This is a genomic window from Mycolicibacterium wolinskyi str. Jessa 2025 (genome assembly GCF_049241375.1).
In the GTDB taxonomy this organism is placed as follows: Bacteria; Actinomycetota; Actinomycetes; order Mycobacteriales; family Mycobacteriaceae; genus Mycobacterium; species Mycobacterium wolinskyi.
Genome location: NZ_CP185960.1, coordinates 3,730,897 through 3,743,155 on the forward strand (window position 1 = coordinate 3,730,897; position 12,259 = coordinate 3,743,155).

Here is a 12,259-nt window from a genome sequence, read left to right on the forward strand (position 1 = left end):
TCTCCTGAGCATAGTCGTTGATCGATTCAGACGACGGACAGCGGGAGGGCTCCGGGACGCACAGGTGACGGCAGGTCGGACTCGCCCATGAGGAAGGAGTCGACCGCGTGCGCCGCGCTGCGCCCTTCGGCGATCGCCCACACCACGAGTGACGCTCCGCGGTGCGCGTCCCCACAGACGAACACGCCCGGCGCGTCGGTCTGCCAGTCCGACCCGCAGCTCAACGCGCCCCGCCGGTTGAGCGTGAGTCCCAGGTCATCGATCAGCGCCATGTGTTCGACACCTTCGAAACCGATCGCGAGCAGAGCGAGATCGCACGGTATCTGCAGTGAATCCCCTACGGGCGTGATCTGCCTGCGGCCGTCGGCGTCGCGCGTGACCCGCACCTCGGCGATCTCAACGGCCCGCACGTGGCCCTTGTCGTCGCCGATGAACCGTTGCACGGCGACCTCGAAATGCCGCGCGCCACCCTCCGCGTGAGCCGGGGATGTCCGGAGCACCAGCGGCCAGGTCGGCCATGGGCTGAGTGTCTCGTCACGGGCCTCTGGCGGTTCGGGGTTGTAGTCCAACTGTGTGACCGAGGCCGCACCCTGACGGTGGGCGGTTCCGAGGCAGTCGGCGCCAGTGTCGCCGCCGCCGATGATCACCACGTGCTTGCCCGCAGCGGAAATGGGTGAGGCGCCATCGCCTTCGCACTCCCGGTTGGCAGGCACGAGGTGCTCCATGGCCAGGTGCACCCCGTCGAGTTCGCGTCCGGGCACGTCGTTGTCGCGGCCCCGCAACGCACCGACGGCGAGCACGACCGCCTGGTGGCGGTTTCGCAACTGTTCGACGGTCACGTCGACGCCGACCTCGCACTCGGTGACGAACCGGGTGCCCTCCGCCCTCATCTGAGCCAACCGCTGGTTGAGGACCGACTTCTCGAGTTTGTACTCCGGGATGCCGTAGCGCAGCAGGCCGCCGAGCCGGTCGTCGCGCTCATAGACCGTGACGTCATGACCCGCACGCGTAAGTTGCTGGGCCGCAGCCAGACCCGCGGGGCCCGATCCCACCACCGCGACGCTCTTCCCCGTCGAGATCGCGGCGGGTTGCGGTTCCACGGTGCCGTCCATCCAGGCTTGGTCGGCGATGGTCTGTTCGATGCGTTTGATCGTCACGCTGCCGCCGGTCTGTTCCTCGGCGATCGACAGCACACAGGCCGCCTCACACGGCGCCGGACACAGCCGTCCGGTGAACTCCGGGAAGTTGTTGGTGGCGTGCAGGCGATCGCTGGCCGCGTCCCACCGTCCCCGGCGCACCAGGTCGTTCCACTCCGGGATCAGGTTGCCCAGCGGACAGCCCGCAGTCCCCGAGTGACAGAACGGAATTCCGCAGTCCATGCATCGGCGCGCCTGCTGCGACACCTCCCCGGCACGTTCGTGTGGATCCTGGCGCTCGTACACCTCGCGCCAGTCGCCGACGCGTTCGTCGACCGGCCGCTTGGCGGCCTCGATCTTGGGTACTCGCAGGAATCCGGTCGGATCAGCCACGGCTGGCCTCCATGATCGCGCTGTCTACGTCGCGTCCCTCGGCCTTGGCCATCCGGGTGGCCTGAAGCACGCGCTGGTAGTCGGTGGGCATGACTTTCGTGAATTGGGCACTGCGCCTTGGCCAGTCGGACAGGATCGAGGTGGCCAGGGTGCTGCCCGTGTGTTGAGCGTGTCTGGCGACGACGTCGTGCAGCCAGGCCAGGTCCTCTGGCTCCAGGCGCTGCAGTTGCACCATTTCGGGGTTGACCCGCGCCGGATCCAGCCCGAGCACGTAGGCGATGCCACCCGACATACCGGCCGCCAGGTTGCGCCCGGTCTTGCCGAGAATGACGACGCGACCGCCGGTCATGTACTCACACGCGTGGTCACCGACGCCCTCGACGACGGCCAGCGCCCCGGAGTTCCGCGCGCAGAACCGCTCTCCGACGCGGCCGCGCAGGAACACCTCCCCCGACGTCGCGCCGTAGAGCAAGGTGTTGCCCGCGATGACGTTGTCCTCTGGCAAGAACAGCACGTCGTCGGGTGGGCGCACGATCACGCGCCCACCGGAAAGCCCCTTGCCGACATAGTCGTTGGCGTCGCCGATCAGCTCGATGGTGACCCCGGGCGGCAGAAACGCCCCGATCGACTGGCCGGCGGATCCGGTCAGGGTGATGTGAATCGTGTTGTCCGGCAAGCCCGCCGCGCCGAAACGGCGCGTGACCTCAGAGCCCAGCAGTGTGCCGACCGTGCGGTTGACGTTGCGGACGGGCAGTTCCAGGCGAACCGGATGCGCATCCTCGAGGGCACCTTCGGCGAGCTGGATCAGAGTGCGGTCCAGCGCCTGCTCCAGACCGTGGTCCTGCGCGCGGAGGCGGCGGCGCTGGGTGAGCTTGCCGCCGTGCGCATCGGTGGGCATCGCGAAGATCGGGCTGAGGTCGAGCCCGCGGCTCTTCCAATGCGCCACGCCCGGTGCCGTATCGAGGACCTCGGCATGCCCGACGGCCTCGTCGATGCTGCGGAAACCGAGCTCGGCGAGGTAGCGCCGGATGTCCTCGGCGATGAACGTGAAGAAGTTCTCCACGAACTCCGGCTTTCCGTTGAACCGGGCGCGCAGTTCGGGATTCTGCGTGGCAACGCCGACCGGGCAGGTATCCAGATGGCAGACGCGCATCATGATGCAGCCCGAGACGACCAGAGGCGCGGTGGCGAAGCCGAACTCCTCCGCGCCGAGCAGCGTCGCCACGATCACGTCGCGTGCGGTCCGCATGCCGCCGTCGCACTGCACGGTGATGCGGTCCCGTAAACCGTTGAGTACCAACGTCTGCTGGGTGTCCGCCAGGCCGATCTCCCACGGCGCCCCGGCGTGCTTGAGCGATGTCAGCGGCGCCGCACCGGTGCCCCCGTCGTACCCGGAGATGAGCACCACGTCGGCGTGCGCCTTGGAGACCCCCGCCGCCACCGTTCCGACGCCAACGCTGCTGACCAGCTTGACGTGGATGCGCGCGTTGGCGTTGGCGTTCTTCAAATCGTGGATCAGCTGGGCCAGATCCTCGATCGAGTAGATGTCGTGATGCGGCGGCGGCGAGATGAGGCCCACCCCCGGCGTCGAATGCCGGGTCTTGGCGATGTTGGGATACACCTTGTAGCCGGGAAGCTGGCCGCCTTCGCCGGGCTTGGCGCCCTGGGCCATCTTGATCTGGATGTCGGTTGCGTTGACGAGGTAATCGCTGGTGACGCCGAAACGTCCCGACGCCACCTGTTTGACGGCGCTGCGGCGGCGCGGATCGTAGAGCCGGTCGACGTCTTCGCCGCCCTCACCGCTGTTGGACCGCCCGCCGAGATTGTTCATGGCGATGGCCATGGTCTCGTGGGCTTCGGCCGAGATCGAGCCGTAGCTCATGGCTCCCGTGTTGAACCGCGTGACGATCGACTCGACCGGCTCCACCTCGTCGAGTGGAACCGGTGGGCGCAGCCCCTTCTTGAATTCGAACAGGCCGCGCAGCGCCCCGCCCTCGCGAGCCAGCCGATCGACCTCCTCGGAGTACTGGGCGAAGACGTCATGGCGCCCGGTACGGGTCGAATGTTGCAGCAGGAAAACCACTTCCGGGGTGAACAGATGAAGCTCACCTTCGCGCCGGAACGCGTACTCGCCGCCCACCTCGAGCCGGCGGTGCACGCGTTCGGTCGGGTTCTCCGGGTAGGCGCGTCGATGCCGGAGCTTGACCTCCTCGGCGAGGACATCCAGCCCGACACCGCCGAGTTGGCTCGTCGTGCCCGCGAAGTACTCGCTGACGACCTCGCGGTCCAGGCCGATCGCCTCGAACACCTGGGCGCCGGTGTAGGAGGCGACCGTGGAGATGCCCATCTTGCTCATCACTTTGACCACGCCCTTGCCGAGCGCCTTGACGTAATTGCGCACCGCGGTGGCCGATTCGATCCCGGTGAGCTCGCCCTCGCGGATGAGGTCCTCGATCGACTCGAATGCCAGGTACGGGTTGACCGCGGCCGCACCGAATCCGATGAGCATCGCGATGTGGTGCACCTCGCGGGCATCCCCGCTCTCCACCACGAGCGCCACCTTGGTGCGTTCCTTGGTGCGCACCAAGTGATGGTGCACGGCAGAGACGGCCAACAGCGACGGAATGGGCGCCCGGGTGTGATCGGAATCCCGGTCGGAGATCACCAATGTGCGAGCGCCTTTGGCGATCGCCTCACAGGCCCGCAGCCTCAGGTCCTCCAACGCCTCGGCCAGTCCCTCCCCGCCGCGCTCGACGTCGTAAAGCGCCCGCAGCACGGTGGTCCGCAGGCCAGGGTGTTCACCGTCATCGTTGATGTGGACGATCTTGCCGAGTTCGTCATTGTCGAGCACCGGCCACCGCAGCACGATCTGCCGACACGATGCGGCCGTGGGCTCCAGCAGGTTCTCCTCGGGCCCCATCACGCGCGCCATCGAGGTGACGACCTCTTCGCGAATGGCGTCCAGAGGTGGATTGGTCACCTGTGCGAACAGTTCGACGAAGTAGTCGTAGAGCAGCCGCGACCGTGATGACAACACCGCGGTCGGCGTGTCGGTGCCCATCGAACCGAGCGGCTCCCCGCCCGATGCGGCCATGGGGGTCAGCAGTATCCGCAGCTCTTCTTCGGTGTAGCCGAACGCGATCTGACGTCGCACGACGGATTCATGGTTCGGCTGGACCCTGGCCCGATCGGGCAGGGTTTTGAGGTCCAGCAGCCCGGCGTGCAACCACTCCCCGTAGGGTTCGGCCGACGAAAGCCGCTCTTTGATCTCGTCATCGGAGACGATGCGGCCTTCCGCGGTGTCGACCAGGAACATCTTGCCGGGCTGCAACCGCCCCTTGGCGACGATCTCGCCGGATGGCACGTCGAGCACACCACTCTCGCTGGCGAGGATGACTTTGTCGTCGACCGTGCGCCACCATCGTCCGGGCCGTAAACCGTTGCGATCCAACACCGCACCGACGACGGTTCCGTCGGTGAATGTGACACAGGCGGGCCCGTCCCACGGTTCCATCAACGACGCGTGGTACTGCCAGAACGCGCGCTCGGCCGGATCCATCGTGGTGTTGTTCTCCCACGCTTCGGGGATCATCATGAGCACCGCGTGCGGCAGGCTGCGGCCGCCGAGATGAAGCAACTCCAGAACCTCGTCGAAGGACGCCGAATCGGATGCGTCCGGAGTGCAAATCGGCGACAGGCGGCTCAGATCGCCCGGGATCCGCGCGCTTGCCAGCATGGCCTCGCGGGCATGCATGCGGTTGCGATTGCCACGCACGGTGTTGATCTCCCCGTTGTGGGCGACGAACCGGAACGGGTGGGCCAGTGGCCATGACGGGAACGTGTTGGTCGAGAAGCGGCTGTGGACGATGGCGATGGCGCTCTGGCACCGCTCGTCACGGAGGTCCGGAAAGTATTGGGGCAGTTGCAGGGTCGTCAACATGCCCTTGTAGACGATGGTGCGGCTCGACAGCGACGGGAAGTACACGTCGGACTGTTCGGCCCGCTTGCGCAACGGGTAGACCCGGCGGTCCAGTTCGATGCCGCTCGGCCGGCTGCCCGCGACCTCGGGGGCGGCGACAAACAACTGCGCCATGTACGGCATACAGCCGAGCGCCGTCGTCCCGATGCCGGCACCGTCCGGGTCGACCGGCAGTGCCCGCCAGCCCAGTACCTCCAGGCCTTCCTCGGCGGCAATGGCCTCGATCCGATCGCGGGCGGCGTTGCGCGCGACCGGGTCCTGCGGCAGAAAACAGATACCGGCGGCGAACGTGTTGTCGCCGTCGGCGGCCGGTTGCGGCAGCTCGAAATCGACGGTCTCGCGCAGCAACTCGACCGGCAACTGCAGGAGAATTCCGGCGCCGTCGCCGCTGTTCGGTTCGGCTCCGGCCGCGCCACGGTGCTCGAGATGTTCGAGTGCGATCAACCCGTCCGACACGATGCCGTGGGAACGGCGGCCTTGAATATCGGTGATCATGGCAACGCCGCAAGAGTCGGCTTCGTTGTCAGGGTCGTAGAGACCCTGCGCGTCTGGCAATGCCGAGAAGAGCACTGGCTCGCACCTCCGCAGTCTGGAACTTGCTGGTCCCGGGACTGCACCGGCCCGAATTTCTAGTGTATCAGCGCAGGTCGGCGACTACTCCGCAATCACAGTCGGCACCAACGGGAACCCCGGAACGTTTCGCACGACGGTCCAGGCGACGATCGCGAGCAGCACAACCACCACAGCGGGGGCGGGGAACGGCCTGCGGCCCATACGCCATCGCGCCACGATCCATACCGCCAACAACGGCAGCCCGACCAGCAAGAACACGTTGTCGACCACTGCCGCGCCGATATCGCCGTGCAGCAGGTCGTGCGTCATCCGCAGGCCGCCACATGCCGGACAGTCCCACCCGGTGAGCGCCTTGAACGGGCACGGCGGAAAGAGAAAACCCGGACGATGGGGATCGCCCAGACCGATATAGGCGAGGCCTCCAACGAGTACCGCGCCCGCTCCCAGCGCGCCGTAGCGCGCGGACTTCGTCCCGAGGGCGCTACTAGGTTCCATCGCGAAGCGGTCGTCCCTGCGGGTCGCGGACTTTGTCGGTCAGGATGAGAATCGCGTCGACGATGCCCCAGATGAATGCGCCGATCCCGCATGTGACCAGGCCGACCAGCAGTTGGGCGATACCCAACCCGGTTTGACCGAGGTAGATCCGGCCGAAGCCGACGAATCCGATCAGCCCGATCAACTGAAGGACGCCTGCGGTGACTTTCGACTTGTCGGAGTACGGCTCGCCGGTGACGGGATGGCGGCCGTACGGGGCGATGGGGTCGCCGAAACCGGGCGCATAGCCGGCCCGAGGTGGTTGATACCCCGGAGGTGGCGGCGGCGGGTAACCCGCAGGCGGAGGATATGGAGGCGGCGACGATGCGCCGTCAGCGGTGCCACCGGGCTGCGTTGGATCGGTCATGTTGCCAGCATGCCAGAGCGTCGGGCGTTATCGGTTGCGGCGCAACCACCGACGAAAACGCCCGCCCTCCGGCTGAACCTGCTCGGGCGCTGCGACGTCCTCGGTGGAAGCAGGCTGCGCGACGGGGGTTTCGGCTTCAGCCTCGTCTGATGTAGCCGCTTCGGCGGCCGGCTCAGTGGGCTCAGCCTCGGCCTCGTCGGTCTGCTCTTCGTCTTCCGGCTCGGTCTGCTCGGATTCGTCGGCGGTTTCGGTGATGTCTGCGGGCTCGCCGGCGTCATCAGCGGCGGGCTCGTCTTCCGCTTCGCCGTCGGCAGGTGCCTCGGTGTCGGCCTCAGCCTCGGCGGCCGGCTCTTCGTCTTCCGGCTGGGCCTGCTCGGGTTCGTCGACGGTTTCGGTGACGTCTGCGGGCTCGCCGGCGTCATCAGCGGCGGGCTCGTCTTCCGCTTCGCCGTCCGCAGGTGCCTCCGTGGGCTCGGCCTCGGCGGCCGGCGCGGATTCCTCGGCCGGCTCAGTCGACTCAGTGGGCTCAGCCTCGGGCTCGGCGGTCTGCTCTTCGTCTTCCGGCTCGGTCTGCTCGGGTTCGTCGACGGTTTCGGTGACGTCTGCGGGCTCGCCGGTCTCGTCAGCGGCGGGCTCGCCCTCCGCTTCGCCGTCCGTAGATGCCTCGGCGTCGGCCTCGGCGTCGCCGGCCGGCTCTTCGTCTTCGGTCTCGGTGGACGACTCCGCGACGACGTCGGACACCTCGGCCTCACCATCCGGCTCAACAGACTCAGCCGCCTCAGGCGCCTCGTCCTCCGCCTCCGGCTCGGCGGGTGCGGCCTCGGTATCGAGTTCGGTCGCCTCGGCGTCGGCTTCTACGTCGGACTCCTGCGACGCGGCGGCCTCGGCCTCCGCCTCGGGCTCGGCGGGTGCGCCCTCGGTGTCGAGCGCGGACTCGTCGGCCTCGGTGTCGGACTCGGCGATCTCAGCGGACTCGTCTTCTGCTTCCGTTGCAGTGGGTGCGCCCTCGACCTCCGGCTCGCCGTCCTCGCTGGGTTCTTCGTCGCCCTCGGAAGGCGGCTCGGCCGCGTCCGTCTCGTCGGAGTCAGGCTCTCCTTCGGTCTGTTCTTCCGCTTCGGGTTCGGCGGGCGCACCTTCGGTGTCCAGCTCGGTCGCCTCGGCCACGCCGACCTCGGGCGTAGCTTCGGTGACCTCGTCCTCATCGAGCTGTTCGACCGAATCCTCGTGGTCGGGCTCGGGGGCGACGGCCTTGAGCTCGACTGCCGCGGCGGCATCGACGCTGTCGTCCGTGACGACTTCGTCCGTGTGCATATGGTCGGCATCGGTGTCGCCGACTGCTGCGGCGTCGTCGGCCTCACTCTTCCCGGCGACGGCGGCCGCTGCCACCACGCCGGTTGTTGCAGCCGCGGTGACGAATTCCTTGCCGACCTCGTCGACCGGTGATTCCTCGGTCTCGGCGCGCTTGCCGGCAAGGGTTGCCGGATCTTCACGGCCCTTGGGCGCAAGCATGATGTAGACGACCGCGCCGATGAACACGAACGTCGACGTGAACGTGTTGACCCGGATACCGGCGAATTCGGTCGCGAAGTCGCTGCGCATCAGCTCGATCCAGAATCGGCCGACGCAGTACCCGGCGACATAGAGCGCGAACAACCGCCCATGACCCAGGTTGAATTTGCGGTCCGCCCAGATCAACAGGGCGAAAATCAGGACGTTCCACAGGAGTTCGTACAGGAACGTGGGGTGGACCACGGCGACGACCTGGCCGGTGGACACCCCGTTGAGCTCGTCACGGCCCCCGGCGGCATTGAGCCGTTCGTAGATCTCCAGCCCCCACGGCAGTGTCGTGGGCCGGCCGAACAGTTCTTGGTTGAAATAGTTGCCGAGCCGGCCGATCGCCTGGGCCAGGATGATGCCGGGCGCGATCGCGTCCCCGAACGCGGGCAACGGAATTCCGCGCAAACGGCAGGCGATCCAGGCGCCCAGGGCACCCAGCGCCACCGCGCCCCAGATTCCCAGGCCGCCTTCCCACACCTGGAAGGCCGCCCCGAGGCCCTTGCCGGTGGGGCCGAAATAGGTGTTCCAGTCGGTCAGGACGTGATAGAGCCGGCCGCCGATCAAGCCGAACGGCACTGCCCACAACGCGATGTCGTAGATGACGCCTGGTTCGCCGCCGCGCGCCTGCCAGCGTCGGTCGCCGATGATCAACGCCGCGACGATGCCGATGATGATGCAGAGCGCGTACGCGCGGATCGGCACCGGCCCCAGATGCCACACCCCCTGTGCGGGGCTGGGCAGGTATGCGAGCACGGTTGTGGTCAAGCCGAAATCCTTTGCCGAACACCGTTGGCCAGTTCCTCGGTCAGTGCGCGGACGGAATCGAGTCCGCTCTGCAATGCCGAGACGAGGGCGGAACCGACGATCACGCCGTCGGCGTAGGAACCGATCTGGGCGGCCTGCTCACCGGAGCGCACCCCGAGCCCGACGCCGACCGGGATGTCGGACACCTCGCGCACCCGGCGCACCAACTCGGGGGCGGCCGACGACACCGCGTCACGCGCACCGGTGACGCCCATCGTCGATGCGGCGTAGACGAATCCGCGGGAAGCCTGCACCGTGGCGGCGAGCCGTTCCGGGGTCGAGGACGGCGCAACCAGGAATATGCGGTCCAGTTTGTGCGCCTCGGAGGCCGCGAACCACTCGTCGGCTTCCTCCGGGATGAGGTCCGGGGTGATCAACCCGTAGCCGCCTGCCGCGGCCAGGTCGCGGGCGAAGGTGTCAACTCCTTTGCGCAGCACGGGATTCCAGTAGGTCATCACGACCGCACGACCGCCGGCGTTGCTGATCGCCTCAACCGCGGCCAGGGTGTCGCGCACCCGGACACCGCCGGCCAGTGCGGCTTCGGTGGCTGCGGCGATCGTCGGCCCGTCCATGCCGGGATCGGAGTAGGGCACGCCGACTTCGACCAGATCGCAACCGGATTCGACCATCGTGGTCATCGCCGCGATCGACGTCGGCACATCGGGGAACCCGGTGGGCAGATAGCCGATCAGGGCGGCGCGGCCCTCCGCGCGGCAGGTGTCGAACAGTTCGGCCAGCCGGCTCATCAGGACTCCCCTTCGTCGAGCAAGCCGAACCACTTGGCCGCCGTTTCGACGTCCTTGTCCCCGCGCCCGGACAGGTTCACCACGATGATCGCTCCAGAGCCCAGTTCCTGCCCTAGCTTGAGGGCGCCGCCCAGCGCGTGCGCCGATTCGATGGCCGGGATGATTCCCTCGGTCCGGCACAGCAACGAGAAGGCGTCCATCGCCTCGGAATCGGTGACGGGCCGGTACTCGGCCCGTCCGATGTCCTTGAGATAGGCGTGCTCGGGTCCGACTCCGGGATAGTCGAGGCCGGCCGAGATCGAGTGCGATTCGATGGTCTGGCCGTCCTCGTCCTGGAGGAGATAGGAGAACGATCCCTGGAACGCGCCGGGTGTCCCACCTGTGAAAGTTGCGGCGTGGCGGCCGGTTTCGACGCCGTCGCCGGCGGCCTCGTAGCCGATCAGCCGAACGCCTGGGTCGTCGATGAACGCGTGGAAGACACCGATCGCGTTGGAACCACCGCCGACGCACGCGGTGACGGCATCGGGAAGCCGGCCGGCCTGCTCCTGGATCTGCGCCCGCACCTCAAGCCCGATGACCCGCTGGAAGTCACGCACCATGAGCGGGAACGGATGCGGCCCGGCCGCGGTGCCGAAGCAGTAGTAGGTTTCGTCGGCGTTGGTCACCCAGTCCCGGAACGCTTCGTTGATGGCGTCCTTGAGGGTCTTCGACCCGGCCTGCACCGCGACCACGGTTGCGCCGAGCAGACGCATCCTAGCGACGTTGAGCGCCTGGCGCGCGGTGTCGACTGCGCCCATGTAGATCACGCACTCTAGCCCGAGCAGCGCGCAGGCCGTCGCGGTGGCCACCCCGTGCTGGCCGGCCCCGGTCTCGGCGATGACGCGCGTCTTGCCCATCTGCTTGGCCAGCAGGGCTTGGCCCAGCACGTTGTTGATCTTGTGAGATCCGGTGTGGTTCAAGTCTTCCCGCTTGAGGAAGAGACGTGCATCGCCGGCGTGCTCGGACAGCCGGGTTGCCTCGTACAGCGGCGACGGGCGGCCACTGTAGTGGCGCTGCAGCCGATCGAGCTCATCGAGGAAAGCCTGGTCGCCCCGGGCCTTCTCGTAGGCCGCGGTGACTTCTTCGATCACGGCCATCAGCGCCTCGGGCACCAGTCGGCCGCCATACGAACCGAAATGCCCGCGGTTGTCGGGATCGTGGACAGTGCGTTCGGCCACCCCAGCGCTCGAGCGCGGAAGTTCAGGGCCGGCGAGATCCGCCATCAGTTTGTCTCTTCGTGCAAGCGGCTCATGGCCGATTAGCGAGCCGGTTTCGGGCAGGACGGGTGAGTGCCGGCGGTGACCAGATCGGCGACCGCGCTGCGGGGATCCCCGCTGGTCACCAAACCTTCGCCGACGAGCACGGCATCGGCACCCGCGCCGGCGTAGGCCAACAGGTCGGCGGTGCCGCGAACGCCGGACTCCGCGATTCGGATGACGTTGCTCGGAAGGCCGGGCGCGATGCGTGCGAAGCAGTCGCGGTCGACCTCGAGCGTCTTGAGGTCGCGCGCGTTGACCCCGATGACGGTGGCACCGGCCTGCAACGCCCGGTCCGCCTCCTCTTCGGTGTGCACCTCGACAAGAGCGGTCATCCCGAGCGACTCGGTACGCTCCAGCAGCGATTCGAGCACCGACTGATCCAGCGCCGCCACGATCAGCAACAGCATGTCGGCGCCGTGCGCGCGGGCCTCGTGAATCTGATACGGCTTGACGATGAAATCCTTGCGCAGCACCGGAATTGACACCGCTGCGCGCACCGCGTCGAGGTCGTCGAGTGAGCCGTTGAACCGCCGCTGTTCGGTCAACACGCTGATGACCCGTGCGCCACCGTCCTGGTAGGCCTGCGCGAGCTCGGCCGGATCGGCGATGTTGGCCAGCTCGCCGCGCGACGGGCTTGCCCGCTTGACCTCGGCGATGACACCGATGCCCGGCTCGCGCAGCGCGGCCATCACGTTCAACGGTGCCGGTGCGGCTTTCGCCCGCTCCTTGATCTCGGCAAGGCTTGTCACGGCCTCGCGGGCGGCAACATCGGCACGGACTCCTTCGATGATGGAGTCGAGCACTGTGGCCGAACTCATCGCCCGTCGATTCCTTTCCGGTGTGACCGGGACGATCCCGGTTGACCTCCCTCG

8 protein-coding genes are annotated in these 12,259 nt (G+C 67.6%); all 8 read right to left on the minus strand.

Features of this window, described 5'->3' with window-relative positions; genetic code table 11:
* Positions 1 to 26 precede the first annotated feature (26 nt).
* Positions 27 to 1,529 (minus strand): glutamate synthase subunit beta, encoded by a 1,503-nt coding sequence (locus ACOI2T_RS18480; RefSeq protein WP_409506112.1) that lies wholly within the window; start codon positions 1,527 to 1,529, stop codon positions 27 to 29.
* The gene (gene gltB / locus ACOI2T_RS18485; protein WP_409506113.1) at positions 1,522 to 6,078 is read right to left on the minus strand and encodes a glutamate synthase large subunit; all 4,557 of its coding nucleotides are present in this window, start codon (positions 6,076 to 6,078) and stop codon (positions 1,522 to 1,524) included. Before gltB ends, ACOI2T_RS18480 begins: the two co-directional genes overlap by 8 nt.
* An 84-nt stretch (positions 6,079 to 6,162) precedes the next feature.
* Positions 6,163 to 6,576: a DUF2752 domain-containing protein gene (locus ACOI2T_RS18490; protein WP_409506114.1), complete on the minus strand. Its 414-nt coding sequence runs from the start codon at positions 6,574 to 6,576 to the stop codon at positions 6,163 to 6,165.
* Positions 6,566 to 6,982, minus strand: a complete 417-nt coding sequence (locus ACOI2T_RS18495) for a TM2 domain-containing protein (RefSeq protein ID WP_409506115.1) — start codon at positions 6,980 to 6,982, stop codon at positions 6,566 to 6,568. Before ACOI2T_RS18495 ends, ACOI2T_RS18490 begins: the two co-directional genes overlap by 11 nt.
* 27 nt (positions 6,983 to 7,009) lie before the next feature.
* Entirely contained in the window at positions 7,010 to 9,304 is a 2,295-nt protein-coding gene (gene lgt / locus ACOI2T_RS18500; protein ID WP_409506116.1) for a prolipoprotein diacylglyceryl transferase, read from the minus strand.
* Positions 9,301 to 10,089 (minus strand): tryptophan synthase subunit alpha, encoded by a 789-nt coding sequence (gene trpA / locus ACOI2T_RS18505; protein WP_067845515.1) that lies wholly within the window; start codon positions 10,087 to 10,089, stop codon positions 9,301 to 9,303. Before trpA ends, lgt begins: the two co-directional genes overlap by 4 nt.
* Positions 10,089 to 11,351 carry a tryptophan synthase subunit beta gene (gene trpB, locus ACOI2T_RS18510; protein ID WP_409506117.1) on the minus strand — a complete coding sequence of 421 codons (1,263 nt, stop codon included), beginning with the start codon at positions 11,349 to 11,351 and terminating at the stop codon, positions 10,089 to 10,091. The genes trpA and trpB overlap by 1 nt, the downstream gene beginning before the upstream one ends.
* Positions 11,352 to 11,386: 35 nt before the next feature.
* Positions 11,387 to 12,205, minus strand: coding sequence for an indole-3-glycerol phosphate synthase TrpC (trpC, locus tag ACOI2T_RS18515; protein ID WP_067845511.1), 819 nt, complete (start codon positions 12,203 to 12,205; stop codon positions 11,387 to 11,389).
* Between the last annotated feature and the right edge of the window lie 54 nt (positions 12,206 to 12,259).

What these genes read in the sequence shown, in the direction of transcription:
- ACOI2T_RS18490 (WP_409506114.1), bottom strand. Translation starts at nt 6,576, where the DNA reads ATGGAACCTAGTAGCGCCCTCGGGACGAAGTCCGCGCGCTACGGCGCG.
- ACOI2T_RS18495 (WP_409506115.1), bottom strand. Translation starts at nt 6,982, where the DNA reads ATGACCGATCCAACGCAGCCCGGTGGCACCGCTGACGGCGCATCGTCG.
- trpA (WP_067845515.1), bottom strand. Translation starts at nt 10,089, where the DNA reads ATGAGCCGGCTGGCCGAACTGTTCGACACCTGCCGCGCGGAGGGCCGC.
- trpB (WP_409506117.1), bottom strand. Translation starts at nt 11,351, where the DNA reads ATGGCGGATCTCGCCGGCCCTGAACTTCCGCGCTCGAGCGCTGGGGTG.
- trpC (WP_067845511.1), bottom strand. Translation starts at nt 12,205, where the DNA reads ATGAGTTCGGCCACAGTGCTCGACTCCATCATCGAAGGAGTCCGTGCC.